At 48.3% G+C, this 25,777-nt stretch carries 29 protein-coding genes, 1 tRNA gene and 1 pseudogene; 12 read left to right on the top strand and 19 right to left on the bottom strand.

Annotation, left to right across the window (positions count from 1 at the left end):
- Position 1: 1 nt before the first annotated feature.
- The 5 genes from NTE_RS08165 to NTE_RS08145 all read left to right on the top strand — a co-directional run bounded on the left by NTE_RS08165 (position 2) and on the right by NTE_RS08145 (position 3,683).
- Positions 2–394: a 30S ribosomal protein S8 gene (locus NTE_RS08165; RefSeq protein WP_148700576.1), complete on the top strand. Its 393-nt coding sequence runs from the start codon at positions 2–4 to the stop codon at positions 392–394.
- Positions 378–938 carry a 50S ribosomal protein L6 gene (locus tag NTE_RS08160; RefSeq protein WP_226986916.1) on the top strand — a complete coding sequence of 187 codons (561 nt, stop codon included), beginning with the start codon at positions 378–380 and terminating at the stop codon, positions 936–938. The genes NTE_RS08165 and NTE_RS08160 overlap by 17 nt, the downstream gene beginning before the upstream one ends.
- Before the next feature lie 292 nt (positions 939–1,230).
- On the top strand, positions 1,231–2,898 hold the full coding sequence (locus NTE_RS08155; RefSeq protein WP_148700575.1) for a sensor histidine kinase: 1,668 nt from the start codon (positions 1,231–1,233) through the stop codon (positions 2,896–2,898).
- Between the two features lie 142 nt (positions 2,899–3,040).
- Positions 3,041–3,147, top strand: a tRNA-Asn gene (locus NTE_RS08150).
- A 77-nt stretch (positions 3,148–3,224) separates the two neighbouring features.
- Positions 3,225–3,683, top strand: a complete 459-nt coding sequence (locus NTE_RS08145) for a hypothetical protein (RefSeq protein WP_148700574.1) — start codon at positions 3,225–3,227, stop codon at positions 3,681–3,683.
- Between the two features lie 25 nt (positions 3,684–3,708).
- On the opposite strand, the gene NTE_RS08140 is transcribed toward NTE_RS08145, so the two are convergent.
- From NTE_RS08140 to NTE_RS08115, 6 genes are all read right to left on the bottom strand, one after another.
- Positions 3,709–4,071, bottom strand: coding sequence for a hypothetical protein (locus tag NTE_RS08140; protein WP_148700573.1), 363 nt, complete (start codon positions 4,069–4,071; stop codon positions 3,709–3,711).
- Between the two features lie 38 nt (positions 4,072–4,109).
- Positions 4,110–4,463: a Zn-ribbon domain-containing OB-fold protein gene (locus tag NTE_RS08135; protein WP_148700572.1), complete on the bottom strand. Its 354-nt coding sequence runs from the start codon at positions 4,461–4,463 to the stop codon at positions 4,110–4,112.
- Entirely contained in the window at positions 4,450–5,547 is a 1,098-nt protein-coding gene (locus NTE_RS08130) for a thiolase family protein (RefSeq protein WP_148700571.1), read from the bottom strand. The genes NTE_RS08135 and NTE_RS08130 overlap by 14 nt, the downstream gene beginning before the upstream one ends.
- Positions 5,540–6,520: an LLM class flavin-dependent oxidoreductase gene (locus NTE_RS08125; RefSeq protein WP_148700570.1), complete on the bottom strand. Its 981-nt coding sequence runs from the start codon at positions 6,518–6,520 to the stop codon at positions 5,540–5,542. Before NTE_RS08125 ends, NTE_RS08130 begins: the two co-directional genes overlap by 8 nt.
- Positions 6,517–7,203 (bottom strand): nucleotidyltransferase family protein, encoded by a 687-nt coding sequence (locus NTE_RS08120; RefSeq protein ID WP_148700569.1) that lies wholly within the window; start codon positions 7,201–7,203, stop codon positions 6,517–6,519. Before NTE_RS08120 ends, NTE_RS08125 begins: the two co-directional genes overlap by 4 nt.
- Before the next feature lie 167 nt (positions 7,204–7,370).
- Complete coding sequence (locus tag NTE_RS08115) at positions 7,371–7,793, bottom strand: hypothetical protein (protein ID WP_148700568.1); 423 nt, start codon at positions 7,791–7,793, stop codon at positions 7,371–7,373.
- A gap of 53 nt (positions 7,794–7,846) precedes the next feature.
- Here NTE_RS08115 and NTE_RS08110 point away from each other — a divergent pair, with 53 nt between their 5' ends.
- Positions 7,847–8,389: a hypothetical protein gene (locus tag NTE_RS08110; RefSeq protein ID WP_148700567.1), complete on the top strand. Its 543-nt coding sequence runs from the start codon at positions 7,847–7,849 to the stop codon at positions 8,387–8,389.
- Here NTE_RS08110 and bioD read toward each other — a convergent pair.
- Entirely contained in the window at positions 8,386–9,081 is a 696-nt protein-coding gene (bioD, locus tag NTE_RS08105; protein ID WP_148700566.1) for a dethiobiotin synthase, read from the bottom strand. The genes NTE_RS08110 and bioD overlap by 4 nt on opposite strands.
- A 39-nt stretch (positions 9,082–9,120) precedes the next feature.
- Here bioD and bioA point away from each other — a divergent pair, with 39 nt between their 5' ends.
- Positions 9,121–10,467 (top strand): adenosylmethionine--8-amino-7-oxononanoate transaminase, encoded by a 1,347-nt coding sequence (gene bioA / locus NTE_RS08100; protein ID WP_148700565.1) that lies wholly within the window; start codon positions 9,121–9,123, stop codon positions 10,465–10,467.
- Here bioA and NTE_RS08095 read toward each other — a convergent pair whose 3' ends face one another.
- From NTE_RS08095 to NTE_RS08080, 4 genes are all read right to left on the bottom strand, one after another.
- Entirely contained in the window at positions 10,468–11,070 is a 603-nt protein-coding gene (locus NTE_RS08095; protein WP_148700564.1) for a recombinase family protein, read from the bottom strand.
- Positions 11,071–11,445: 375 nt separating this feature from the next.
- Positions 11,446–11,787 carry a hypothetical protein gene (locus tag NTE_RS08090; protein WP_148700563.1) on the bottom strand — a complete coding sequence of 114 codons (342 nt, stop codon included), beginning with the start codon at positions 11,785–11,787 and terminating at the stop codon, positions 11,446–11,448.
- A 220-nt stretch (positions 11,788–12,007) separates the two neighbouring features.
- Positions 12,008–13,435 carry a hypothetical protein gene (locus tag NTE_RS08085; protein ID WP_148700562.1) on the bottom strand — a complete coding sequence of 476 codons (1,428 nt, stop codon included), beginning with the start codon at positions 13,433–13,435 and terminating at the stop codon, positions 12,008–12,010.
- A 265-nt stretch (positions 13,436–13,700) separates the two neighbouring features.
- Positions 13,701–14,327: a hypothetical protein gene (locus tag NTE_RS08080; RefSeq protein ID WP_148700561.1), complete on the bottom strand. Its 627-nt coding sequence runs from the start codon at positions 14,325–14,327 to the stop codon at positions 13,701–13,703.
- 641 nt (positions 14,328–14,968) lie between these two features.
- Here NTE_RS08080 and NTE_RS08075 point away from each other — a divergent pair.
- Positions 14,969–15,166, top strand: a complete 198-nt coding sequence (locus NTE_RS08075) for a hypothetical protein (protein ID WP_148700560.1) — start codon at positions 14,969–14,971, stop codon at positions 15,164–15,166.
- A gap of 148 nt (positions 15,167–15,314) precedes the next feature.
- On the opposite strand, the gene NTE_RS08070 is transcribed toward NTE_RS08075, so the two are convergent.
- Complete coding sequence (locus tag NTE_RS08070) at positions 15,315–16,136, bottom strand: hypothetical protein (RefSeq protein ID WP_148700559.1); 822 nt, start codon at positions 16,134–16,136, stop codon at positions 15,315–15,317.
- A 94-nt stretch (positions 16,137–16,230) separates the two neighbouring features.
- Complete coding sequence (locus NTE_RS08065; RefSeq protein ID WP_148700558.1) at positions 16,231–16,917, bottom strand: hypothetical protein; 687 nt, start codon at positions 16,915–16,917, stop codon at positions 16,231–16,233.
- Between the two features lie 379 nt (positions 16,918–17,296).
- On the opposite strand from NTE_RS08065, the gene NTE_RS08055 reads away from it, so the two are divergent.
- Positions 17,297–17,668 (top strand): hypothetical protein, encoded by a 372-nt coding sequence (locus NTE_RS08055; RefSeq protein WP_148700556.1) that lies wholly within the window; start codon positions 17,297–17,299, stop codon positions 17,666–17,668.
- Between the two features lie 255 nt (positions 17,669–17,923).
- Here the strand turns inward: NTE_RS08055 and NTE_RS08050 are convergent, their stop codons facing one another.
- The 6 genes from NTE_RS08050 to NTE_RS08025 all read right to left on the bottom strand — a co-directional run bounded on the left by NTE_RS08050 (position 17,924) and on the right by NTE_RS08025 (position 22,336).
- On the bottom strand, positions 17,924–18,586 hold the full coding sequence (locus NTE_RS08050; protein ID WP_148700555.1) for a hypothetical protein: 663 nt from the start codon (positions 18,584–18,586) through the stop codon (positions 17,924–17,926).
- Positions 18,579–18,941, bottom strand: coding sequence for a hypothetical protein (locus NTE_RS08045; protein ID WP_148700554.1), 363 nt, complete (start codon positions 18,939–18,941; stop codon positions 18,579–18,581). The genes NTE_RS08050 and NTE_RS08045 overlap by 8 nt, the downstream gene beginning before the upstream one ends.
- A complete protein-coding gene (locus NTE_RS08040; protein WP_148700553.1) occupies positions 18,942–19,382 on the bottom strand; it encodes a hypothetical protein in 441 nt (146 codons plus the stop codon).
- Positions 19,383–20,057: 675 nt separating this feature from the next.
- Positions 20,058–20,474 (bottom strand): ubiquitin carboxyl-terminal hydrolase family protein, encoded by a 417-nt coding sequence (locus NTE_RS08035; RefSeq protein WP_148700552.1) that lies wholly within the window; start codon positions 20,472–20,474, stop codon positions 20,058–20,060.
- 188 nt (positions 20,475–20,662) lie between these two features.
- Positions 20,663–21,787, bottom strand: a complete 1,125-nt coding sequence (locus tag NTE_RS08030; RefSeq protein ID WP_148700551.1) for a rolling circle replication-associated protein — start codon at positions 21,785–21,787, stop codon at positions 20,663–20,665.
- Positions 21,788–21,952: 165 nt separating this feature from the next.
- Positions 21,953–22,336: a hypothetical protein gene (locus NTE_RS08025; protein WP_148700550.1), complete on the bottom strand. Its 384-nt coding sequence runs from the start codon at positions 22,334–22,336 to the stop codon at positions 21,953–21,955.
- 798 nt (positions 22,337–23,134) lie between these two features.
- Between NTE_RS08025 and NTE_RS08020 the strand changes: the two are divergent.
- From NTE_RS08020 to NTE_RS08010, 3 genes and pseudogenes are all read left to right on the top strand, one after another.
- A pseudogene (locus tag NTE_RS08020) lies at positions 23,135–23,425 on the top strand (cupin domain-containing protein); the annotation flags it as partial.
- A gap of 178 nt (positions 23,426–23,603) precedes the next feature.
- Positions 23,604–24,581, top strand: coding sequence for a biotin synthase BioB (gene bioB / locus NTE_RS08015; RefSeq protein ID WP_148700548.1), 978 nt, complete (start codon positions 23,604–23,606; stop codon positions 24,579–24,581).
- Positions 24,562–25,725, top strand: a complete 1,164-nt coding sequence (locus NTE_RS08010) for an aminotransferase class I/II-fold pyridoxal phosphate-dependent enzyme (RefSeq protein ID WP_226986915.1) — start codon at positions 24,562–24,564, stop codon at positions 25,723–25,725. The genes bioB and NTE_RS08010 overlap by 20 nt, the downstream gene beginning before the upstream one ends.
- Positions 25,726–25,777 lie beyond the last annotated feature (52 nt).

Below are 25,777 nucleotides of genomic sequence, written 5' to 3'. Positions count from 1 at the left end.
GATGCCAGCGCTAAACGTTCTATCAAACATGTTCACCACCATCTACAACAACGAGACCAGAAGAAAGAGAGAATGTATCGTACTTCCATCGTCCAAGTTCGCAAGCGAAGTGCTCCGAGTGATGCAAAAGCACCGCTACATCGGAGAATTTGAGCAGGTGGACGACGGCAGGGCAGGCAAATTCCGCATACAGCTATTGGCCAAGATAAACAAGTGTGGCATCATCACGCCGCGCTTTTCCGTGAAAAAGGACGCGTACTTTAACTGGGAGAGGCAGTTTTTGCCTGCGTACAGCATGGGCATACTGCTCGTCTCGACCAGCAAGGGCATCATGTCCCACCACGAGGCGCAAGCGCAAGGATTAGGAGGAGTTCTCGTTGGCTACGTCTACTGAGCAAGCAGCAGAGATAATGGCAGAAGTCGCCATACCTGCAAGCGTCAAGGTGACAAAGGAAGGAAGCTTTATCACGGTCAAGGGCAAACTTGGCACGGTCAAGAAGGATTTCTTGAAGCTCCCGGCCACGGTAACGGTTGAGGGCAACAAGGTCGTGATAAAGCCGTACGGCACGAGAAAGCGCGACCTCGCAGTGACCAACACCGCAAGGAGCATCGTGACGAGCATGATAAAAGGCGTCGAAAAGGGCTATACCTACAAGGTCAAGATCATATTTGCGCATTTTCCAATCGCAGTAAAGGTAAAGGGCAAAGAGGTCCACGTAGAGAACTTTTTCGGCGAGCGTTCTGCCCGTATTGCCAAGATTCAGGGTGACGCAACCAAGGTAGAAGTTCAGGGCGAGGATGTCGTCGTAAAGGGCCCAAGTCTTGAAGATGTCTCGCAGACTGCCGCAAACATCGAGCAATCCACCAGAATAAAGGACAAGGACCAGCGTGTCTTCCTCGACGGGCTGTACGTCTACTCCCGCGAAGAAGGCATGTAGGGTTTTCCTCTTTATTTTCTTCCTATAATTTTTGAAAAGCGCTTTTCTCAAAACATTTATCGCGAGACTCTATCACATACCTCTATACCAGCGATATTGACCTGCTGCTTGGCTACTGTACTGCATAGGGCAACCCCCGGCGCGAATATCGCGCTGGAAAACAACGATTCCAAGATCTCTCCACGTGTATTTTGACAAATATTTTAACAAACAATAGAGAGATTATGTATGGTAAAAGAAATGTTGCCAATTTGGGACAATATTATTATACTTGAGCACGAAAATAGCATAAATGTCAAATGCTCCTTCCAATCCCCAGACCAAAGTCTTCTATGGGACGGAAGAAACGACGGCAGCTATAATCGCTTTCTTGAACAATACGCATTCCACCATGAGCATATGTGCAGACAGCACATGGCCGTCAGTTGTTATGGGCATTGAGATCTTTAAAACCCAATTCCATGCCCTCAAGGATAGGAATGTAAAATCGAGATTTATCACCAATATTACCAAGGAGAATCTTCCTTACTGCAAGGAAGTCATGCAACTAGGAGAGCTCCGTCACATGGATGGAGTAAAGGGCGGCATGGGAGTAACAGAAACTGAATTTATGGCTACAGCGGTTCTCCAAGAGGCCCAGCTGCTTTCGCAGGTAATCTATAGCAACGTCAAAGAAGTTATCGAACAGCAGCAGTACCTCTTTGAGGCTCTTTGGAGCAAAGCCATTCCAGCATCAAGAAGAATAAGGGAAATTGAAGATGGCATTCAAACTGAAACCATAGAACTCATCCATTCGCCCTCCAAATCATTAAGCATGTACAAGGATCTTATCAGCGAAGCCCGTAGGGAGATCCTAGTTGTCATCCCAACTATCAATGCCGTTCGAAGGCAAGATCGTGCAGGAATATTCAAGCTGATATCTGAAGCAGCAAGAGACAGGCATGTGGAGGTAAGAATCCTGATGCCCAAGCATCAATCAAGTAAGGAGCTATCAAGAAGATTGAAGGATGATAAGAACCTGACAATCAGGTTCTTTGAACAGTTCGAAGGAAGCAAGTCTACTTTTCTCATAGTGGACCGCAGCGTCTCTTTGGTAATTGAATTGATTGACGATTCCAAAGAAAGATTTGAAGAAGCGGGAGGCTTTTCCACTTATTCCACAAGCACGCCGGGTATTCTTTCCTATGTCTTTGTTTTTGAGAATCTCTGGTTGCAAACAGAATTGTCAAAGAAGCTAAAGGAATCTAACGAACAACTCGAAACAGCGAATGAACAGCTGGAGCTTCGGGATAAAATGCTAAATGAATTCATCAGCGTGGCTGCGCACGAAATTCGCAACAGAGTTGCCCCCATCCTGCTAACGGCAGAAGGCATCGAGGGGCAAGAAGAAGACAAAGAGAGAGTAGAAATAATCCTTAGAAATGCAAGGCGACTACAAGGACTTTTGCAAGATGTCCTTGATGTTACCAAGATAGACAATCAAACATTGAAACTCAACAAGGAAAAATTCGACCTGACAGAGTTGGCAGAAGGTCTTGTGAATGATGCAAAAAGACAGTCCAAGAATGACAGGCTGCAGCTGCTCTGTGAGGGCAGCAAAGGTACCACGTCTGCTTTCGCTGACAGAGGCAGAATCATGCAGGTTCTAGCCAATCTAGTTGGCAACGCCATCAATTACACCAAAGAAGGGACCATTTCCGTGAGCGTAAAGAAAGAAGGTAGCGTTTTCGTTGTCTCTGTAAAAGACGAAGGTACTGGGATTGCGGCAAACATTTTTCCAAGACTTTTTAGCAAATTCGCCACGGGTTCCTCCCAGGGCACTGGTCTTGGCTTGTATATCTCAAAGAGTATCATCGAAGCTCATGGCGGAAAAATATGGGCAGAAAATAATAGCAATGGAAGAGGGGCGACATTTACCTTCACGCTGCCAGCTCAGGATCTAGAGATAGCAAACAAGTAAGAAAACACAAGACTTGTTAAAATACCATTCAATTTGTCAGAGAATGATTGATTAGCAACGGCGCGAGCACTCCGGCTTTGATTTTGCAAAAAATTTTCTTCTCAAAACATTTATTTTGTGCATGGAATTTGCGTATACTTGCGCCGCTGTAGCTCAGCATGGTAGAGCAAATTCAAAGCGCAATATTGTGCTTCGGAGCTTAACTGGCTGTTAACCAGTGGGTCACCAGTTCGAGTCTGGTCAGCGGCGCTATGTATAATTTCTCTACGATAGCTTTATAGCATTTCAGGATAGCTTCACACGTCAGCATTACGTGAACACCCGAGTTGTCCAAAGATAACGAGCAGGCCGGCAGCAGCAATAACGACAAGATAGAGGAGCAGCTAAAGGGAAAAACCCTGCAGGTGTACATGTACATGATAAAGCGAAAAGAGCCGGTGGGGGTGCGCGAGGTGCAGCGCGACCTTGATTTTTCAAGCCCAAGCGTAGCCAACTACCACATCGACAAGCTGGTGCAGCTTGCACTGGTAGGCCAAGACGAGTATGGCCGGTACTACATCATCCAGAAGGTGCAGGTAGGCGTGCTGCAGGCGTTTGTCAACATTGGCGGGCTTGCAGTGCCAAGGCTTTCATTTTTTGCGGCATTTTTCACGACAATGCTCATCGCGTACGTCGTCCTGAATTTTAACAACCTGGATGTTTTTGCAATAGGCTTTGCGGTGGCCGGCGCCGTCGCCTTTTGGATAGAAACGTTAAGGGTGTGGATAAAGCGCCCTATTTCATAATTCGAGTTTTGAAATATCCCATTTGTCATCCAAGTGGAACGATATCAAGCGCTATGGCGTCCGCAAGGAGGTCAAGGTGTTTGCTTGCGACCACGTAGCCATTCTTGATGTCAGTCGATGCGACCCACCTGTTCGTGGAACTGAAAAGGCGTTCTTTTTTCATCCTCTTTTCAACTTCCTCGACGTTGAGCTCTCTTTCTTCCACTTCCTGGGTTTCAGTATGCTTTATCGTAAGCAGAATCTTTCTGACGAGGATCCTGTTGCCAAAGCGCCGGGAAAAGTCCCTTGCCCCTTCGTCGATTTCAACTAGCTTTATCTTGATCTGAAAACGGTTGAGGGCATCCCTGCTTGTCAGCACCCTCTCGTCAACGAACCTATCATAACTCATGAGCCTGTTCCTGTTCTCTCTCAATCATTAATAAGCATTCATTTTGCTGTTGTCAAAGTAAAGTGGTAAAACGGCGCGCCTTCAGCGTTCACTCCGCATCTGTCCATCTTGACTTTTACGCCCTTGCGCAGCTTTTTGTCGCCGTCAAGCGAGCCTACGAGCCTAAAGCCGTCCATTTCTACGATTCCAAAAACTCCTTCGTGGCCCCGGACGTGCGAGGTTGCAAACTCGGCCAGCGTTCCTGTTTTTCCAACCTTTTTTAGCGCAGTCCTGCCAAAACACTTCGGGCAGGTAGGCGACGGCGGCCAGGCCTTTTGTCCGCATGACGTGCACACAGGCACCACAAATTCCCCCTTTTTCAGGTATTCAATAAAGAGACTAGGTGATGCCAAGCACCATCACCGTAGCTGACGAGCCGGCGGCAGCAAGGTTGTGCACAAGGCCGGTCCTGCAACCTTTGACCTGCCTTTTTCCGGCCTTGCCGGACAGCTGCAGAGTTATCTCGGCGACCTGTGCAACGCCAGTGGCGCCCACGGGGTGGCCGCATCCAAGTATCCCGCCACGCGGGTTTATTGCGATGTCCTGTTGCTCTACGAACTTGCCCCCCTTGCCTTTTTGCGCAAAGCCAAGGTCCTCGTACGCCATTATCTCCAAGATTGTAAAAGCGTCATGCAGTTCGGCAACGTCCACCTGCGACGGCTTGACATTGGCCATTTCGTACGCGTCGCGTGCAGCCCTCTTTGCAGTTTCAAGCGCGGTCAGGTCGTCCATGCTTGCAAAGCTGGCGCCGCTTGTCTTCTGGCCTATGCCCTTTATCCACACAGGGTCGTTTTCGGCTTTTTTTGCTCTTTGCTCTGATAGAAGAAGCACGGCAGAGGCGCCGTCGCACGGCGCCGAGCAGTCAAGCAGTTTCACAGGTTCGGCTATCATTTTTGACTCCATTACGTCTTTTATCGTCACGGGCTTTTGAAAAAAGAGCGCATTCTTGTTTTTTGCAGCGTTTTTGTGGTTCTTTACCGACACCTGCGCCATCTGCTCCTCCGTGGTTCCAAAGCACCTCATGTGTGAGCGCGCAAACATTGACGCCCAGTGGACTGGAAAGTTAAAAGATCCCCGTGTGACGTCCCAGACAAGGCGGTTTCCTTCGCTGTGCGCCTTTTCTGCGCCAACGACGAGCGCCGATTCGCACAGGCCCGATGCTATGAGTGAATACGCAGTGGCTATGGCGTTTGTCCCGGAATTGCAGAGGTTATCGACTCGCTGCGACATCTTGGGCTTTACCCCAAGCCTTTCTGAAATTATCGTAGAGCCGTACTGCTCTGTTGCGCACGTCGAGAAAAGCACAGCGTCTACATCCTTGCTGCCATAGCTTTTCAAAATCTCGATGCAGGGCTCGCACGCAACGTCAAAAATCGACCTCTCGATTGCTTTGGTGAATTTTGAAGTTGCTGCAGCCGAGATAGCTACCCTACGCACTTGAAAAGGTTGACAACAGTTCCCTAAATGAACTTTCTGCGTCCTGTACAGGGTTGAACTGCAAGATCGGCAGGGTGACTCCTGAACCGGAAAATCGAGAGAGCGCCTTTCTGCACTCGTCTTTTGTACCGCACACCGTCAACGCCTCAAGCATCCTTGGAGAGACATGCTCCGCGGCCGCGTCGCCACCGCCCTTTTGGTACGCTTCGGAGATGTGCTTGACCTCGTCGCTGTAGCCGTTTTCTGCAAGGAACTTGCTGTAGTACTTGCCCACTGCAACATAGAACGCAAGGGTCTTTGCCGCCCGCGCCCTGGCTTTTTCCGGCTCTTTGTCTGACACGGCGCAGATGAGGGAGAGCGCGACCTCAAAATTGCTTGCTGTAGCCCTTTCCTTTAGCTCCGGCACCATTTTTTCCAGTTCTTCAAGCGGGCGCATGTAAAGGAGCACGCCGTCTGCCTTTTCTGCGGCAAGCGCAAGCATACGCCTGTTGACCGCAGCAAGAAAGATAGGGACATGCTTTCTAGGAGGCGCGTTTAGCATCTTGAAATTGCTTACCTTGAAAAACTCGCCAGAATAGTTGACCCGCTCGCCAGAGGCCATCAGCCGGATGCACTCGACATACTCTTTCATTCGAGATGCAGGCTTTTCAAATTCTACTCCATGCCAATTCTCGACTATGGCTTCCGTGCTCGTGCCAAGGCCGATGATTGTCCTGTTGCTGGATACCATGTCAAGCGTGGCTGCGCCCATCGCTATCGTGGCAGGAGTCCTTGAAAAAATGCTGATTATTGACGTGCCAAGCCTTACCCTTTTTGTGGTCTGCGCCACGGCTCCAAGCGTTGAAAAAGACTCGCGGCCCCACGATTCTGGCACCCACACAGAGTCGACGTTCTCATGGCCGTCTGCGAGGCTTGCGCAACGGAGCACGTCCTCCATCGAAAGGAGCGGCCCGAGGCTGTACCCAATCTTCATGAGATGTTTGCAGCCTGCATTTCCTTTGCAGCCTCTTCGATGTCCTTGTGCGAGTCGATTGAGCGCCAAAAGATGCTGTCGTAGGTGGTTGCCTTGAGTTTTCCTTCCTTTGCCAGCGCAGGCAGGGCAGTTGTCTCGATGTTGCCGTTTTCAGGCAGGTAGGAAAACACATCGCTTGTGAAATGATAGACTCCTGCATTTATCCACCTGTCTTTAATCCGGGGCTTTTCCACAAACCCGAGCACCTTGTTTGCCTTGTCCACCTCGACCACGCCGTACGGGCTGCGCAGCGGGACGAGCGCAAGAGCGTGAGCCGCCCCGCCGTCGCGCAATTTCAAGGGGTCAAGGTTTGATAGTATGTCGCCGTTTAGCATGAAAAACTCGCTCTGGCCGGAAAGAAGACCCTCCGCGTTTTTTAGCGCGCCACCAGTCCCAAGCGGCTCTTCCTCGACAGCGTAGCCGACCTTGACTCCAAGCCTGCTCCCGCTTCCGATGTGGTTTATGATCTGCTCCTTCAGGTAGCCGACGCAGATTATGAACTCTTTGATTCCGTTTCCGGCCAGCCACTTTATCTGCCACTCGATTATCGGGAGGTTTAACACCTCGATCATGGGCTTTGGTATCTGGTCTGTCAATGGCTTCAGACGCTTGCCAAAGCCGCCTGCAAGGATTACTGCTTTCATAACCCAGAATTCCTGTACAATCGTATAAAATGTTATCATCCATCGGACTGGGTCAGGAGCCAGTGTATTTCTTGGTAGCATTCGGTGCACATTTCCTTGTCCTCCGTGTGCACGCAAGAATAAGTCCGGTCAGTCTGGGAGTTGCAGCGCGCGCAGACCGGCAAAAACTATCTCGAGGCCTGCGGCTTGCTTGCGATGCGCCTGTCGCTTGCGGCCTTCCAGACTCCAAGGCCCACTAGGATTGCGCCCATCCCAATCGTGCTTCCGATCGTGCGCATTGCGCCTGACGAGTTCTCTGAAGCAAGTGCGCCCTGTGCAATGAGGGCAAGCATCCCTGCAATTATCAGGCCGCCGTTGACAAAGAGCAGCGCCATGACTGCCTTTGAAGGCTCTTTTCTTGCAATGACAAAAGCGATTATCGACATTATCACCGCGCCCCCTCCAAACCCACTGCCTCTCACCGACTCGTCAAATGGGAGAAACCCCCTGTGATTTGGGCTAGAGCCAGCGACTGCGGCGTCTGCGCCATATATCACCAAAAGTACCAGCGAGGCGACGAGCAAGCCGATTGCAATCTTGACCTTGGCCATTTGCTGTACAAAGGGCAATCAGATTTAATAAACGTACCCGGGTTTGCAATGGTGTGCGAAAGGACGTCAAACAAGTCCTCTATGCAGTCATTGACGATATTGGCAGGGAAAAGATACGCGCAGACGTCAGTTCTGACATAGAATCGTCAAAGAAATACTGCGCTGAAATAATGAAGAGGTGTATGCGGGACCTTGGCGACGAAGCAAACGACGACGAGACTTTGGGCAACCTGTGCGAGGCGTTATTGCACTTCATGCTCACCGCGTCGCTTCTGCCGTCCGAAAGAAAAGTAACCGTGGATGGGATGGAGCTTGACATAGTCGTGCCGTCCGTCAAGAGCCTTGCGAAAAACCCCGACAAGACGCTTGTAATACAGGTGGTAAAAACTAGCGCGGATTTGGCAAAGGTAAAGCAGGCGCAAGCGGTCCAGAAAAATGCTGAAAACCTGTGGATAATTTCTGCAAGAAAGATTGAATATAAAGGTAGGAATTATCACCTTGGTAATGCAAACTTGCAATATTCGTCAGCAGTTTCAGACATTCACGCATTCCTTGCACGCAAGGGTGTCAGCAGCCTGAAAATGCTGCACGGCTAGGCAAGTATTTTTTCTGCAATGCTTGTTTTTTCAAGCAACCTGCCTATCTCTTTGTAGTCAGGCTTTTTCATTTCCGGCAGGACTGCAAGCACGGGTACGCCTGCAAGCCGCTGCATGACATGCGGTGCGTTTCTTTCTACTGCGCTTGGCTTTTTTGGCATCAGGTTGACGATTATCCCCCGGATGTCAAGGCCAAAGTCGCGGCAGACGCGTACAGTGAGAAGGGTGTGGTTCAGGGTGCCAAGGCGCGGATGAGTCACAACCACTACAGGCAGGTCTGCAAGCCGTACAAAGTCGGCGACAAACTCGCGCTCTGTCAGGGGCACCATCAGGCCCCCGATGCCTTCAACCACTACAAACTGGTGCTTTATGCCCAGTTTTTTCAGCGGAAACAGCGCGCCGTGGACATCCGGCGGGCTTTTCTTTAAAATCTGCGCGGCCATGAGCGGAGACGCAGGCACTCTGAAAAAGACAGGGTTCAGCTCTTCATCGGATTCGACAGCACGTGTGGCTGCAGCAAGGATGGCAGTATCTTCTGACTTGAATTTCTTTGAAAAGAACTTGCCGCCGGTCGCAAACGGCTTCATTGCGGCAACGTCGATTCCCTTTTTCTTCAAGAGCCATGCGATGCCTGCCGCGACCACGGTCTTGCCGATGCCAGTGTCCGTGCCCGTCACAAACACGCCGCGCATGGAAATAATTAGATAGAGTAGGGGGTTGCATTTAACCGTATGAGCGGCAGTCCAAGTCTCAAAGACGCAGATAGGAATTTTGTCTGGCACCCCTACACCCAGATGAAGGACTGGGAAAAACAGGACAACAGGGTCATCGTGAATGGCGAGGGCTTTTACCTGGTCGACGACAGGGGCCGGCGATACCTTGACGGGACTGCAAGCATGTGGTGCAACGTGTGGGGACATGGGCAGAATGAAGTGGTTGAGGCAATGCGCGAGCAGCTGAAACACCTGCAACATTCCACGCTGTTTGGCCTTGCAAGCGAGCCGTCTGCGCGCCTTGCAGAGCGGCTGGTAAAGATGGCAGGAGGCATGGACCGAGTATTTTACACAGACAACGGCTCGACAGCCATTGAAGCCGCGCTAAAGATGGCCCTGCAGTACTGGCAGAACCGCGGAAAGTCGGAGAAGAAACTGTTTGTGTCGCTTGAGGGCGGGTATCACGGCGACACGGTCGGCGCCATGTCTGTAGGATACATCGAGCAGTTCTTTGGCGCCTACAAGCCATTGTTGGCCAAGGTAAGCAGGGTTCCAAGCCCCCTTCTCTATGGAAGCAAGTTTGACAGCGAGCAAGACCTTGTCGAGCACTGCATAGAGCAGACAGAAAAGACGCTGAAAAAGCTGGATGGAAAATGTGCCGGCCTTGTCATGGAAAGTGGCGCCCAGATAGCAGGGGGAGTCGTCGTCTACCCTCAGAAATACCAGCAGAAAATTTCAGAACTATGTGAAAAGTATGACACTCTTTTGATACTTGACGAAATTGCGACGGGCTTTGGCCGACTTGGCAACATGATAGAATATCGGGCGCAAAAGTCAAAGCCGGATATCGTCTGCATGGGAAAGGCCCTTACCGCAGGCTACTTTCCGCTTGCTGTCACGCTCGCGCATGAAAAAATCTATGACGCGTTCCTCGGCAGTTACGAGAAAAACAAGCATTTCTACCACGGCCACACTTTTACTGGGCACCCTGTGGGCTGCGCCGCCGCGCTGGCAAACCTTGAGCTTTACGAAAAACGTAACCTAATGCAACAAATCAAAGAAAATACACAGTACATCAAGCAAAGGCTGCGTGAATTCGAAGAAATTGGCATTGTAGCAGACGTGCGCCACAAGGGAATGCTGGCGGGAATAGAGCTTGCACGGAACGGCAGGCCCCTAGTCCATCTCAAGAACAAGGAGCGCATCAACTACTTTGTGGCAAGGGAGTCGCTTGAGATGGGAGTGCACCTGCGCGCACTTGGCAACATCATGGTTGTTATCCCGCCCCTTGCCATAGGCCGAAACGACCTGAAAAAGATGATGGATGCCCACCAGGAACTGGTAAAAAAAGCCGAAAAACTATAGCTATTTTTTGCTTATTTGGCGCAGTTCCTTGTAGAGCGTCGCCTTTGATACTCCAAGCTCCCTTGCAATCCTTGCCTTGGAGCGGTTTTCTGCAAGCATCGCAATCAGCCGGTCCTTGTCGAGCACCTTCTGCGGCCTGCCTATTCCGCGGCCGGCGGCCCTTGCGCGCTCCATGCCGTCCTTTGTGCGCTGTACGAGCATCTCACGCTCGCGTTCTGCCACCCAGGTCAGTATGCCTATCATCAATTTCCGGACGCTTGGCTCCGTCGTTTGCAGAAACGACTCGCGGGGCGAGCACGACAGCAGAGGCGCGTACTGTTCAATCGCTTTAATGGCGTCAAGGGTGTCCCAGAAAGTCCTGCCGACCCGCGACAGCTCGTAGACTAGCACCGCGTCGACTGTTGCAGTCTTGACCATTTCCACAAGGTCGCGGAATCCCCGTCTTTGGGCCGCCGGAACCCTGCCGGAAACGGCCGAATCTTCGAAAAAGTCAAGGATCTGGAAATTGTTGTCATTGGCCCATTTTTCTAGTGCCAGCCTTTGATTCTGGACGGTCTGCTCTTCGGTGCTGACCCGGAGGTAGGCAAACGCATATTTTTTCATGGCCTGTCTTGCAGGCTGAGCTTAACAGCAGGCTAGTCAACAAAGTGCGATCAAGTGTTCAAAAATGGTAATAGTAGTTTCTAAACGACGCGTAAGCAAACTCTGCAAAACAAGAGTAAAAAAACGGGGCTAATTTCTACACACTCTGGAAAACGTCCCCTTTTCAGACGTACAAAAAAATCTAGACCCTTCTTGTGCTGCACTGCGAATTTCGTCAAGTTCCCAAGTTTGGTGCATTACGATAGGGGTATTAGGTTGAGCTAATAAAGATAGCGTTTAAAGTATACTATCCTACGCATACCTAGCCAAAAAAACGGTCTGACCCCACCTCTGACCGCGCGAAAAGGGAAGTTATTGATAGTTCATTGAGCACGTTTAGGATGATGCATCTCCGTCTAACCTTCTAGCGCGCTCATAGAATGATTTTCGTTTCCAGACGAATAGGAATATCCCACCGGCAAAAACAATCGCTCCTGATACACCCCAAAATAGACCCAGTGTGGAAAGGGCTTCGAGACCCAGATAGACCCTTGCAGGCGTGGTCTGCGGGTCTAGGGTAATCAAGCCTTGTAAGATATTTGCAGCGGTAGTGAATCCAAATGATACTAAGGCAATTCCAATGCCTATGATTATTCCGATAGTAGTTTGAAACATTCCAAAATCTGTTTGGAACTTAAATGGCATATCTTTCTCCCCTTTATCTCGCTTTCCCATCATTTGAAAAATAGAACAGTTCTAGATAAAGTGATCTCATGAGGGTATACACCTTTGCCAAGTATCGGTGTATGCATTTCTTATGGCGGAGCTGCGCCTGCTATCAGAACATTCCAATAGAACAATCCCAGACCGACAAGAATCGCGACGCCTGCAATAATTGCCTTGATAGATGTTCGCATGTTATAGAAGAAAAAGAAAGAAGGAAGTAAAAAAGCCTTCCCTATGGGGTGTTCAGGCAGTTGGAGCCGTAGTTGTAGCAGTCGTATACCCTAAGTGCTTGTGCTACGGTTATCGTCGATTCTGCATTTGACGGCTTGATGTCTAGTGTTTCGTCAGGCTGGTTGAACGAGTCAGACATCGATTGAAGGATAGAGTTCTTTGTCACGTAGTTGAAGCCATTCCATGCCGTGTATACCCCACCCTTCAGCAATGGCCTTGTCAGTGATGTGAAACTTCCATCCTCGTTTTCGCGTGTTACCACGCCATTTGACTTGATTTGCGGGTTCAGAAGTGCACTTGCAGCCTTGTCTGCGTAGGTCCTGCTTGTTGCGTCGTTTGTGGAACCATAGCCTAGCATGGTCTCAAGGGTCAGGAATGCTGCGGTTCTGACTGCACTGGCCTGTGTGTTGCTATAGGGTGACTTTACGCCTATGTCTGCAATCCACTTGCCTTCAACGAACCTTGCTACCTGTCTCGGTGACCATGTTTGGTAGCCGTCATAAATCGGGGTGTCCACACCTACGCCCTTGTTCAACTGGTGAATCGCCCACAGAGTAGGAACGAGCCAGTCACTTGACCTGCTATAGATAATGTATGCGTCAACGCCATTGCAGACCTTGCTGTGATACTGGTATGATTGGTCTCTTAGCGACGGTTCAGTATAACAATCACGGTATACACCTGTAGATCCTGATTCATACTGATAGTTGGTTGCCTGCGCTGATGCACTTCCGAACATAGGAGAATAGATGTCCTTGCTCAAGGTGTAGCCCTCGCTTGTCAGCCTGTTTGCTAATTCGGTGGCCTTACTCGTGTCACCTACAGCGTTATACCATTCGCGCCCTAGTTGCGTGCCGTGCCTTTCAATGTAGCGGAACGACCTAAAGAAAACATCGTTGCTATTGTTGACGCTTGAAGTATACGACCATGTTGTTCCGACGTTTGCAGGTGTCGCCCTTCCGAGATAGACATTTCCGATATAGACATCTGCATAAGATACGGGTGCACCTGCATCCCATTGCAGATTCTTAACATCTACCTTGACATTGTGGCTTGCTCCATAGTCATAATCTACCGTCACCTCAAGAAGCGGGCTCTTGTCGTATACCGAGTTAAAGATGTCCTTCGAGCGCATGTGAATTCTGTATTTAATGCTGTCGCTTGCTGTTTCGCTGAAGGTGTCCAGAACGTTTGTTTTCCATCCTGTCCAGATGTTTACGTCCTCGCCTGCTCTGATAACGCGTCCGTCAGACTGTACGACACGAATCGGCAAGGCGGGATATTCTGCCATGACGGCATTTGTGCTTGAACCTACTTCCGCAGGTGACGAGTCTTTGTAGAGCGCGTTGATATAACCACTTGCGAGGTTAATGACGTTCTGGATGTCCGTGTGCGTTGGTTTTGCGGCCGCTGCCTGTTGCATAGGCATCAAAATTGAGGTCGATATGACCAACGCGATAACCGCGAGGGCTATCAAACTTGTTTTTGCGTTGCCAGTTTTTAACATGGCAACACTGAGACATAGTATACTTAGCTATAGATCTAAGTGGTATACACTTATTCTGTACAAAATGTCATATGTGCAATACAGCGTAGAAAACTCCAGTAATGCAAAATTCGTTCTAACTCGTATGGTAGCCCGCAAGAAAAATGTCGCAACGAAGACTATCTAAAAAATCCACCCAATATGCACGTCAAGGCTTCTTTATATGGGTTCTTGCAACAACAATAGCCGCCACTAAGCTAGATGCGAGGACAACAGCTATAAGCGGAAATTCTGGCATGGCCTTGGAGTCTATGACCTGATATTCAAAGTCATGTTGCTGTGGTTGTTGTTGGCCGCTGGATGTAGCGTTGTTGGCAGTGCCGTAAAACTGTATTCTGAGTATTGCGGTCTGTGGTTTATTAAAGTTGTACTTGACTGTCGCGTTCCCGGTTGCGCTATGCAACATCATGTTGCTAGGGTCGTTAGCCTGTTTTGCGGCATTGAATAGTTCGTTGCCTGGCCCAAATGGATTATCTGTGATCACGATGTTATAGTTTACGTCTTTGAGTAGCTTTCTACTGTTTGGTTCAAAGAATGACACGATAAAGGTATAGTCGGTTCCATTTGCAAGATAAGGAATAGGTTGGTTTGGTTCATCGAATTTGATTGGACCCAAAGCTTCAACCTGCACATCTGCGCCTTCTAACGAAGTACCACTTACAAGACTTGAATCAACTGCGGCATAAGCAGGAATTAAAAATAGAGTGGGAATGCTAGATAATAGTGCAGATAGAATTAAACACATAATTGTCAGCTTAGCATCGCATCTTTTCAAATTACTTCACCCATAATCGAAACTGATACCAAGGAATATCTTAATCGTGTGAGTATAAAAATAATATGGAAGTTAAATCTACTGAGCCCGAAAGAAAATAGGGATTTTTCTGACGATAGTAGGGATAGTTTAAGAAGGAAAGAAGAGAATTGCATGTTCAGCAACTTGTACAGTTACGCGATATTGTCAGAGTGCTAGTATTGAACCCGATACAGTCTGTTTGTCCTGCGCAACATGCCGGTGCAGGATTTGACTTATCTGAAACTACCGTTGGTGTAAAGGTTATGACATTGTCATTCTGGTCATAGAATTTATGATTGTTGAAATCTAGCGGACCCCAACCAGCGTTGACATAGTTGTGACAATCCGTATTTCCCCCATTTTCAAAGAACATCCAAGAACCGCCCAATTTATTGATAACTTGAGCTCCATTTATGGGCTGCGAGATGGTTGTAGAATTTGTTAAATCTACGAATGTTGCCGTCCAAAGAGTTACTGCACCAAAGACTTGTTTGAGCTTCAGCCTAATCGTATGTCCAGTTGGATCATAACTCAAGGATTGGTATGTGCCAGCAGTGTTACCAATCCACCCATACCAAAAGTACCATCCCTGAGCGCGGGCTCCTCCTGATGCAAAATATGTGACACTGCATTCTACCCACGAAAAAGGGGGCAGGCCGTACGGAATTCCATCAAAAGTGCCAAAAATATTTGCGGCAGTACACCATTTGCCTGTTGACGTAGAAGCAAGCGACGTTACTCCATTCGGTACTACGAATTCCACACTAACTCCCCATGCCGCAGGTGACGATGGCGCGTTTGTTTTTAGAATATACTGAGAATTTGCCATTGCCTAATTATATGAATTCTTTCTATAATAAGATTAGTTAACCATGTTAGTGAAACTTTTTATTCATCATTCCCTTAAATGGACATTTATTGGTAATAGTCAACAGAAGCAAGAGCAGACAAGAGATAAAAAAATCTTCACCTATTCTTGAAAAGCAGGATAGCAAAACCTGCCACCACGAAAGCACCGATTAACCATTTTATCATCTCGAGATGCTGGTTCTCCGACGCGATAGCTGCGGGTTTTTCATGCGTCACGCCCTTTTCGGCCATGATAACGAGACTCGTTGTCTCTACGTTTGTGAGGCTATCAGGCGTTAGGTCTGCGCGGTAGTGGGTGTATATTCCGCCCGTTGTCTGATTCTGCATGAACGGAATAATCATCATAGGTTCTTTTGGAATAGGATAACCTGTGACGTTTGACGCAATTTGCCACAAAGCCAGTTTATAGGTAGAATAACGCTGGCCGTCGCCATTGAACGCGCTGTCTCTCATGCCTATCCCATCAAACATCGATGCACCCATATCATAGCAGGTTTTTGCATCGATGAACTTGCCTGCCTTGTAGAGATACATTGATTTTAGAAATGCGATGTCTGCATAGTCACCGCATGATAATTCCTGTCCGTCGCTGTCAGAATACCACACCGCGCCGTTTACCTGCTTGTTTGTGACACCGTTAAAGTATGCTACATTATTGAACAGGACGCCTTGAGGATGTCTATAATCTAGGTCATAGTTACTGGTGTATACCTTTATTGACGAAGTGATGTTAGCCGACATCTGATAATTGTAGTCCTTTAGCACTTCGCTTGCTAGCAGGTTATCCGTCCAGAGCCAGTATGTCGGTATGGTCTCGCTCTCTCTGACTAGACCATAGGTCGCATTATATTGATTCGCGATATACTGATAGCCTTTTGTTGCGTTGAAAGTCGGATTTACTGCAAAAGCTGCGCGCACGGATGTTTCAAAACTCGAATTTAGAAATATACCTGCAAATAGGATAACTGAAAAAGAAAAGAGAGAAAGGTAGTGGATTTTTCTGCTTGACATTCTAGATTCTGTTTTTGATTTTAGCCATGACACCAACGACGACGCTTATCATGACGATAGCCATGATTAGGGGCATCATACTATTAGTGTTTACGCTCGCAGCCTTGGACAGATTCATGCCACCCAGATAGACTGTGTTATATCCACCTGTGACAGCACCCGTCTCACCATAGGCTGAAACAGCGACTAGGCTAAAGTCAGACGGAAGCACGAAGTCACTTATCAGCACCTTGTTGTTGGTGATGTCCGTTATCTTGAGCGTTGAGCCAGTGTTTTCAATCAGCAATTCCTTTGCGAATGTCTCTTGGTCGGCAGCAGCAATCCCGCCTATCTTGGTTGTCGTTCCTGTCACCTTGTCAGACCAATTAATGTCTATTGCCTTGCCCTCATACTGCACTATTTCTAGCGCGTTGAATGAGCCAGTCTTGCCACTCTGGAATTTCAGTATCGCCTTGTTGTTTGCTCCACCTGCGGTATACGTCAGAGTATTGACGGTAGAAATCTCGAAAGGCGCTTTTGTGGCGGTCGTGACATCATATACAGTCGCGCTAGTTGAGTTAAAGACTGTATAGGGAATAGACCTCTGAAAGGTGATAGGCTGCGGAAGTGCGAATGCATTTTGGCTAAAAAGCACCGCTGCTACGATTGCGAATACGGCCATTGCACCTATCACACGGGAGGCTTTCATTGAGACCACCTTTTTGCTACTTGAACTTGCCTCCTAGTTTGTCGAGTAGCGACAGGACAATGAACAGTGGTATGATGCCCACGATGACCGCTATCAGCGGTGTCATGTCCATTGTCGGCGCGGATGTTGTTGTTTGTGCATAGGCGGGGTGTCCGAATACGAAGATGGACGCGAACAGGCCCGCGAGGGCAAAAACGCCTATGCGCGCCATCTTACCGATTTTTTGATTTGCCTTCCACTTCTTTATGGAAAACATTATTGCAGAAATTCTCTAGGGAAGCTATAAGTTTTCGATAAAGTATACTGTTACTGAGTATACTCTATTTTTATCTGGAGAAATCGCACTGCTTATTTATGTGCACGCAAGAAGCAAGGATAAGTGGATAAGAAAAAACTCAAACTTATTATCGAAGTTGTCAGTGCCGTTTCGTCTGTCATAGGCACAATCTACGGCAGCATTCTATTTTTTGAGCATGACAAAGAGTACAAAGATGATATGTCTGTCATTGAGGAGGGCGAACGTTTGCAAGAACAATATTACATGGTAAGCAATGATTACTACCATCAAACAATTTCCGAGCAAGAATACCACTCAAAATTACAGACATTAATTCCACTATACGAACAGCATATAGATACAATTGACCGCCATGTCTGGCGTTCCGACTTGGCAAAATACGCAATTTCAGACCGCAAGATATTCTCGAACGATTTGGAATTAATGAAGCAAGAAATCAGACTAACCAGTTGATGAGGGGCATCATTGCATTAACATAGGACTTGCTTCGAATACTATTCTATTGCATGTAGAGCATTTCCAGCCAAGCGGTATGAACTTTTGACCCTGCTCGGCAGGCCCGCGCTCGTAAACCCTAGACATAGATTCACCGCAGCCAGTGCAAAATTCCTTATGTGGCATATCCGCGCTTATCCTTTCGTGAGAGACCCTATTAAATTTAGAAGTGTATACACTAATACCAGGTATCGGTGTATACCGCAATTATGATCATGTTTTCATAGGACGCCTTGAGCGCGACATTATCGACTCTTGCATGAGACTGATAGCGTGGTTCACATAGGAATCGCGCAGTGGTTTATACCATGCAAAATCATCATCCTCCATGTGGCGCGGGTATTCGTCCTCAAAAACAGTCTTGACAAGTCGCATCATGTTAGGCTGTATTGATTGACGATAGCCCTTTGCGAGACTGACAGGCTCCTTAGCCGTCGCGCTTACAACCTTGACGCTCATTGCATCCATGTTACGGACCGCGCTAGTGAGCATCTTCATGCTGGCCGTCGTTCCTATGATGCACGATACCACCGTTCGCGCTACGTTGAAAAATTTTATCGCAGCCTTAACAAATGGGTCTGAATAGTCGAGAGAATACATCCAGAAGCCCATATCATCCCAGACAAGCGCGGGAATGCGCATGTTATTCTCTCGCAAGTAAGTTACTGTCTGCACGAATTGACTAGGCGGAAAAATGAAGCGGTGTCGGTAGCCTTTGGGGTCTACCTGCTTTAGAGTCTGCATCGCATACGATGTTTTTCCGATTCCACCTGTGCCGTAGAGGATAACTAGCCTAAACTCATTTTCAGCGTGCCATTTATTGATGAGTTTGGTTAATTGCCGTTCCTGCGCTCTCAATTCGTCTATCCTAGTCATTTTCATAGTCCTCACGGTTTGACATGACACGCTTGAATCTGGATTGCTGGACTGTCTGCATTATCTTGGCTGTAGAGTTGCGAACAAGCGATATTACGGCGCGCTCACCTTGACGTTTCTTGCTGCGCTTTAGGACTGCAAGATTCGTGACCAACTCTCTCATAAGGTCAGTCTTGAACGCGCTTCCCACCGTCAACGCTTGCACCGCGAAACGAATCTCATTATCATCTAATTCCGAGAGGGTGTATACCTCTTTTTCAATAGGGTTGGTAAATGCGCGCTCTGCGTCAAGAACCGCAGTCCACGCCTCACCTGCGCCCGATAATTTTCGACGTTCCTTTTCTGACTCTGACATTTAACCACCTTTAGGCAGGAATTGCTGAATCAGGAAGAACGCGAACATTCCCATGATGAAAACCATTATCATCATAGTCTTGTCTGCTTTTGCGCTTGTTAGTTTTTGAACAATGGTAGAGTCAGTGAATCGCTTTAGTAATTCGGGGTCAGACGCGAACCCTGCGAGTTGTCTTTGCTTCTCGTTGTCAACGTTGTTGAATCTGTAATACACTTGCTTTTGTGCGTCTACTATGAAACAAGGACGCGTTGACCACCCGTCTTTAAGCAAGTATGGCCTGACATCCACCATCGGCCACGCTCTCTTATCTGCAAGCAGGTATCCCTCACGCGTGAACCGTCCTTTTGCCTTTTTCAGAATGTCGCCGTTGCGTATTATCACCGCGAACGCTCCAAGTGTCTCGTTGATACCGTCATTTTTGACGGTTAGCCTTTGTCTCATTTGCCTTGCGAATCTCGGCAGCAATAGCCACGAAAAAAGGACTATGACGCCTAGCGTTATACCAGTAGTGAGATAACCACTACTGATAATTTGGTTCAAGATTTCGATTTCCATTTTTCCCACCTAGAAAGGAATGACCGCTTGAATCATGTTCACGAACATATTTGCGATAGATGACAGCAGATGCCAGATTTTCATAACATGGTCTACAACGGGAGCGATGTCGCCCTGTCTGACAACTCGAATTATCAGCCCTACCCAATACAGCAAATAGAACAGTGCAAACACCTGCATCAATGGCACCGCGTATTGAAGTAGGACGCTCCCGAATTGCCAGACCCCATCTACCAAGTCACCTATCCAACATTGTCCGAGACCACAGAAAAAATCATGTGCAAGGGTCATATGCCTTTGTTCTGTAATAATGTAGGTTAGCTAAAGCTGTTTTGGTTTCTCTCTGTAACCCCCCATAGATATAGGAAATAGAAAATAAAGTAAGGCGCAAAATAGAAGAAGTAAGAAAAAAGATCGTCAGCCGTCTAGGTTAGACGGCAAGGACGTTTACTTCAAAATTTTTGTGACCCTTCCAGACCGCGTGGCTTGTCATCTCGGCCATGCAGTCTAGACCCCGATAGAAGTCAACGCAATGGTCACATTCTTTGCACTTTAGACGAATCAGCAAGCGAATTGCTCACCACAGCCTTGACAAGTCAACTCTGACGAACTGTCAGGATTCGGGACTTTTACCCCGCATTCTGGACAGGTTTCCGCGCTGTTTTCTGTCTCGTTGTCCTTGATGCTAAAATACGCGCTGCAATCCCTGCATTGATATTGCTTCGACCGTCCGCGCTCTTTTCTAAAGACGGTGTTGGTAGAACCACACTCCCGACACTTGATTTTGGTCGATTCTTGCGGGTTGTCCTTGCTGGCCTTGCTCTGCTTGCCGTCAAACATCGTCTTGTCACACGACGGACACCACCACCCGACAGGCGCAAAAGCGCGCTTTTTTGTCAGACCGTAGGTGTCCACCCTCTCGTGTCGCTTGCCTTCCGCGTCCTGATAGTATATGTCACGGACGTATAGACGCCTCAAAAAAACGGCGCATTTTTTGCAGTTGTTTTCACCGCCATAATAGGCGTGTCTTGGTTTAACTATGCCCATAGTCTACCGTCAAGGGTGTATGCCACGACAGCTTTAGCTCTGTCGGTGCGCAAATGTTGATCACAAGTCAAGGTGTATACACCTCGCACCTGGTAGTTGGTGTATACCTGAAAAAAGATCTACTGATAGACATCGAGTCCGTGAGGGTTGATAGCTGCGCTCTCGCGCACACTGGCCTTGCAGGTATGGCCTATTACATCCCACTTGTCCCCTCGGCGCTTGCATTTTACACACAGCCAAATATCGGAATGTTCATAGAGCCTTATCATGCCGTCAGCTGTCGATTCTGGCTCGCTCTCAAAAGACGGGTCAAATGACCTAATGCGCGCTTTATCCTGCTCTGGTAGTTTGTGCGGGTCTATGCCGACCATTAACCAAGGCGTGCCCTCTTCTTTTGTGTAATTTCCACAAATGATGATGTTTTTCCATGCAAAAGAACCGAGAAAAGTGAACTTAAATTTTTTGAGTATGGGTTGCCCTAGTAAATCATAGCCGATAACTTTTCCCCGCGTTCCGTCAGATAGTTTAAGCAGGTTTGAGTTATGCTTCATTGATTCAAGTCGAGCGCGTTCCGCTTTCAGGACGCGCAAGAAGTCGCCACTGACAGCATAAGCGCGCTTGTTGTAGAGCCATTGCAGACCTTGCGTCAATAGAGCCTTGTAATAATTTTCTGGCTTTGCTTCTTTCAGATTGCCGTTTAATTTCTTTAGATATTTGACGATATAGCGGATTGCATGCTTGAGATTGCGTACGGCTCGGATGTCAACAAAGGAATGATACCACGATTCAAAAATGTGCTTGTCCTCTAAGCGATAAACATCGTGATACTTGAACACCTTAAAACGCGTTTCCTTGAAAATAATTAACAGGTGGATATGAGGATAGCCATTGCCGAATGCCTCAAATGCTCTGATGTACGATATTTTTCCGAATTGCTTTCTGATGTTTGCTAGAAACAGATTCAGGTCAGACCCCAAGTCACGCCATGCAGTAGGAGAGTTAGACCGATTGATGTCATAGGTCAGAGTCACGAATAGCGCGTTTGTCCATGCTTTTGATGTCTTGTCGTTTAGAATTGTCATATCGTCATCCTCAAAAATATCTCCATCTAATTCATCGGCCATTATCTCAATGGGCTTTAGTCTCTGCTTGATTCTGTATTCATAGACATCATTTCCGCGCTTTGCGGACTTTATAGCCAGATAGTCTATCTTTGCATCGCTCAAATCTTCACGCTTGAGCAAAATTCCCTCGTTGAACTGAGACCATTGCGTGAAAAGGTCGAGCGCGGTGTCTAGATTAATCTCGCCCTCTCTATAGGCTCTTGCTACCGCTGACCTGCGAATTAAAGCATAGTCGGTAAGTGACCGCAGGTCAAGCGCAACGCTTGACAGGATGCAGTCACCCGACTAATTCAGCAGGTCTATTGCTCTCACAAAATGAGGCGGAAGTGGCTTTAGGTTGCTCGATGTCGCTATCTTTGGTGATTCTTGTGACTGTACGTTTTTGGTGTCTACACCCTCACCTGGTATTTCAAACGCGTAATCCTCTGGATAGTAGAGTTTGTTTCTGATTTCAGGCGGGAGATTGCTATATTTTGTGTCTACTTCATGCCGTGGCAGCGGTTCTATCTCGATAGGTGCTTCTGGTCTGAACCAATCTTCCGTCTCGATTAGTCCAAAGTACTCTTCCAAAATAGCGCGCAGCTTTCCATGAAATGCAGTCCCGCGCTCGTTGTTGAGGTCGCGTCGGCAGTCACAAAAGGCTTTAAGGTTGTTCTTGTTCCTTCCCAAGCACCCGTATACGCCGTGAAAAAAATGCGGGTGCTGACAGTCGGGGCTGTCGCAGATACTATGCCCATAGTCCATTTGAGACACCCCAGACTGTCATGCGTGAACAACCACTTTTTCCACCCTGACGAATTGACGGCAGGAGGCATGATTACGACATGGCCGGATAACCTGCTTGTCGTCAGAAATGGTAAAGCGGTGGTCTATAGCGTGACATCCGCACGTTTGACAGTAGACAATAGTTCTAGTCGATTTTTCCGTCATATCGATTTCCCTTTTAAGGATATTGCAAAAGCGATGCTCCGTACTACGGTCTGTTTTGTAGATGTATACACGAATGTAGAAAGGGTTTCAGCACTTTTCGCACAAGGGTCAAACTTCCCTTTTTGGACGGTTCCAGACAGTTAGCCGCGATGACGATTTTCGGTTTTTCCGCCAAAAGGTCCATCTACAAACAAATTGTTAACTTCAAAAAATGCAAAGGTCCATAACTGCCGGAAAATGGGCGTCAAACCCCCCGCCTAGGAAGGCCAGAAAACCCGAATTATTGCCAGATGCACACGGGCGGGCTTTTGCATCTACAAATAGAGCCGCCCCTGTAACATAAGGCGCATTATGGAAAGCAATGATGATGCCGTTGGCGGCGGGTATGCCCTGAAAGATGGCGAAGGGGGTGCGTATCGACTTTCAGGGCACCAAGATAATGGTAAAGGTGTCCGGCGAACGGTCAGAGGGCATCTATACCTTGCTTGAAATGACCCATCCGCCAAATGTCGGACCTGCGCTTCACATCCACCCAAAAGCGCCAGAAGCATTGTGCTTGAAGGCGAATACTCTGTCAGGTACGGTGAAAAGACGGTTCTTGCCAAGGCAGGAGATTTCGTGTTCATCCCAAAGGAGACGCCGCACAACTACCAGTCGGGCCCGGAGGGAGGCAAGGTCCTAGTCATATCCCCTGCAAGCCTGGAAAGGTATTTTGCAGACGTAGCTAGCGTGCTCAAAGAGCGACCTATAACGTGGGAAATGGAACAAGAAATAGCCCGGAAGTACGGCCAGGAATTCCTTGACGGGCTCAAGCACCGGGGACAGTAAATCATCGAAATTGGTTCGCATACCCCCGCTGCAGACGATCAAAACCTGCCAGTTGTTGACAGCTGATTTTACGCACGATTTTTAGCTATATTTCTAAACTCGAGTTTTGAAATATCGGTGTTTTTGGCCCAGTTGTAAACCAAACTTTTAATTACGAGTTCACAACATCGATTCCAAAATGTCCGACGCGCCTTTTATCAAGGCTTGCATGGATAAAGTGCTTGCAGGCGGCAGGATAACAATCGACGAAGCCGAAAGGCTGCTTGCCACCGACGACGTCATGGCCCTTGCAGACTGCGCCAACACCATAACGCGCAAGTTCAACGGCGACGTTGTAGACGTTGAAGCCCTGATTAACGCCAAGTCCGGAAAATGCCCGGAGGATTGCAGTTTTTGCGCCCAGTCGACTTTTTACGAAACTGGCATCAACAAGTATCCCCTTTTGCCAAAGGAAACAATCGTAGAACAGGCAGAGATGGCCAAGGCAGGAGGAGCTACCAATTTCTGCCTTGTCTGCGCGTACAGGTCGCCTCCGGAGAAGGATTTTGAGCAGATATGCGAAACGATAACTGCGATAAAAGAGCAGGTTGGGACAGAAGTGAACGTCTCGCTTGGCTTTATGACCCTTGAAAGGGCAAGGCGCCTGAAACAACTGGGCGTTAAACGATATAACCACAACCTCGAAGCATCAGAAAGCTATTTCTCAAAAATATGCACCACCCATGATTTCAGAGACAGAGTCAACACGGCAAAAATAGTGAAAGAAGCGGGTCTGGAGCTGTGCTGCGGAGGAATCATTGGCATGGGCGAGACTCCTAGGCAGAGGCTAGAGCTTGCGTTTTCAATTGCGTCACTTGACCCTGACGAGGTGCCCATGAACATACTCATCGGCAGGGAAGGGACGCCGTTTGCCGGCTACAAAGACCTCATCGAGCCGATGGACGCAATCAAGGCAATAGCGGTGTGGCGCTTTATCATGCCAAAGACGATACTGAAAATAGCAGGCGGGCGCGAGGTTCACCTCAAGGACAAGGACAGGCTTGCGCTAAAGGCCGGCGCTAACGGCATCATCACAGGGGGCTACCTGACAACAGGCGGCAATGCGCCCAACAAGGACATCACGATGATAAAAGAGATTGGCCTCAAAGCAAAGTAAGACTCTTTTTGTAGACGAAAAACTTGATGCGCTTGAAAAGGACGGCCTATACCGCTCGCTTAAAACAGTGAGCGTAAACGGGCCGCTTGCCACTGTTAATGGCAGGCAAGTTATCCATTTATGCTCAAATGACTACCTCGGCTTGTCGCAGGACAAGAGAGTCGTGCAGGCGGCGGCCAGTGCATTGAGGCAGGTATCGCAGTGCAGCTCGCGGTTAATCGCTGGAAATGACCCGGCCATCATGAAGCTGGAAGGAATACTTGCAAAGCACAGAAGAACAGAATCAGCACTTGTCTATCCTACGGGGTACGCGGCAAACCTTGGCGCGGTCACCGCGCTTGCCGACAAAAATACAACCATTTTCAGCGACGAGCTGAACCACGCAAGCATCATTGACGCCTGCCGGCTCTCCGGTGCCAGAATAGAGGTATTCAAGCACAACGACATTGTGCACCTGGAGGGCCTTGTCTCAAAGGCGGCAGGAAGAAAGATCGTGATAACAGAGGGCGTTTTCAGCATGGACGGCGACTCGGCCTGCATTGGGGATATTTGCAGGATTGCAGAAAAGCACGACGCGCTGACAATGGTTGACGACGCGCACGGCGATTTTATCTTTGGCCCGAAATTTGCAGGAATTCCCGCCAAGTTTGGCGTCAAGGTCGACGTACACGTCAGCAGCATGAGCAAGGGCCTCGGTTGCTTTGGCGGGTACGTGGCGACAAGCGCCAGAATACGCGAGCTCTTGGTCAACACCTCAAGGCAGTTCATCTACACCTCTGCGCTCCCAGATCACCTCTGCGCAGCTGCGGAGGCCGCGGTCCCTGTGGCAAAAAAAGGCGGCCTGCAGAAAAGGCTGTTTGAAAACATCAAGCATTTTTCCACGCAATTGAAAAAGCAGGGGTTTACCCTCGGCAACTCGTCAAGCCAGATAATCCCTGTCATGATAGGCGACGAGAAAAAGACAGTGGCATTCTCTAATGAACTCTTAAAAGAAGGCGTGTTTGCACAGGCTGTCCGTTATCCGACAGTGAAGAAAGGTTCAGCTCGCCTGCGCGTTTCGCTTACGGCGATACACGAAAAAAAGCACATTGATACAGCCATAATCGCTTTTGAAAAAGCGGGCAGAAAGACAGGCATAATCTAGCATATATTTCTAAACTCGAGTTTAGAAATAAAGTTAATTAACACGTACCTGC

This window comes from Candidatus Nitrososphaera evergladensis SR1, assembly GCF_000730285.1.
GTDB classification, from domain to species: Archaea; Thermoproteota; Nitrososphaeria; order Nitrososphaerales; family Nitrososphaeraceae; genus Nitrososphaera; species Nitrososphaera evergladensis.
The sequence above is the reverse complement of the archived record's forward strand: the minus strand, read 5'-3'. Positions and strand labels throughout refer to the sequence as shown.

Bases quoted from the DNA above. Each gene is read 5' to 3' on its own strand.
- NTE_RS08140 (WP_148700573.1), bottom strand. From the start codon at position 4,071: ATGAGTTATGATAGGTTCGTTGACGAGAGGGTGCTGACAAGCAGGGAT.
- NTE_RS08165 (WP_148700576.1), top strand. From the start codon at position 2: ATGCCAGCGCTAAACGTTCTATCAAACATGTTCACCACCATCTACAAC.
- NTE_RS08115 (WP_148700568.1), bottom strand. From the start codon at position 7,793: ATGGCCAAGGTCAAGATTGCAATCGGCTTGCTCGTCGCCTCGCTGGTA.
- bioB (WP_148700548.1), top strand. From the start codon at position 23,604: ATGTCCGACGCGCCTTTTATCAAGGCTTGCATGGATAAAGTGCTTGCA.
- NTE_RS08050 (WP_148700555.1), bottom strand. From the start codon at position 18,586: ATGACTAGGATAGACGAATTGAGAGCGCAGGAACGGCAATTAACCAAA.
- NTE_RS08040 (WP_148700553.1), bottom strand. From the start codon at position 19,382: ATGAGACAAAGGCTAACCGTCAAAAATGACGGTATCAACGAGACACTT.
- NTE_RS08125 (WP_148700570.1), bottom strand. From the start codon at position 6,520: ATGAAGATTGGGTACAGCCTCGGGCCGCTCCTTTCGATGGAGGACGTG.
- NTE_RS08090 (WP_148700563.1), bottom strand. From the start codon at position 11,787: ATGATGGGAAAGCGAGATAAAGGGGAGAAAGATATGCCATTTAAGTTC.
- bioA (WP_148700565.1), top strand. From the start codon at position 9,121: ATGAGCGGCAGTCCAAGTCTCAAAGACGCAGATAGGAATTTTGTCTGG.
- NTE_RS08095 (WP_148700564.1), bottom strand. From the start codon at position 11,070: ATGAAAAAATATGCGTTTGCCTACCTCCGGGTCAGCACCGAAGAGCAG.
- NTE_RS08085 (WP_148700562.1), bottom strand. From the start codon at position 13,435: ATGCCTATGCAACAGGCAGCGGCCGCAAAACCAACGCACACGGACATC.
- NTE_RS08065 (WP_148700558.1), bottom strand. From the start codon at position 16,917: ATGAAAGCCTCCCGTGTGATAGGTGCAATGGCCGTATTCGCAATCGTA.
- bioD (WP_148700566.1), bottom strand. From the start codon at position 9,081: ATGCGCGGCGTGTTTGTGACGGGCACGGACACTGGCATCGGCAAGACC.
- NTE_RS08120 (WP_148700569.1), bottom strand. From the start codon at position 7,203: ATGAAAGCAGTAATCCTTGCAGGCGGCTTTGGCAAGCGTCTGAAGCCA.
- NTE_RS08155 (WP_148700575.1), top strand. From the start codon at position 1,231: ATGTCAAATGCTCCTTCCAATCCCCAGACCAAAGTCTTCTATGGGACG.
- NTE_RS08045 (WP_148700554.1), bottom strand. From the start codon at position 18,941: ATGTCAGAGTCAGAAAAGGAACGTCGAAAATTATCGGGCGCAGGTGAG.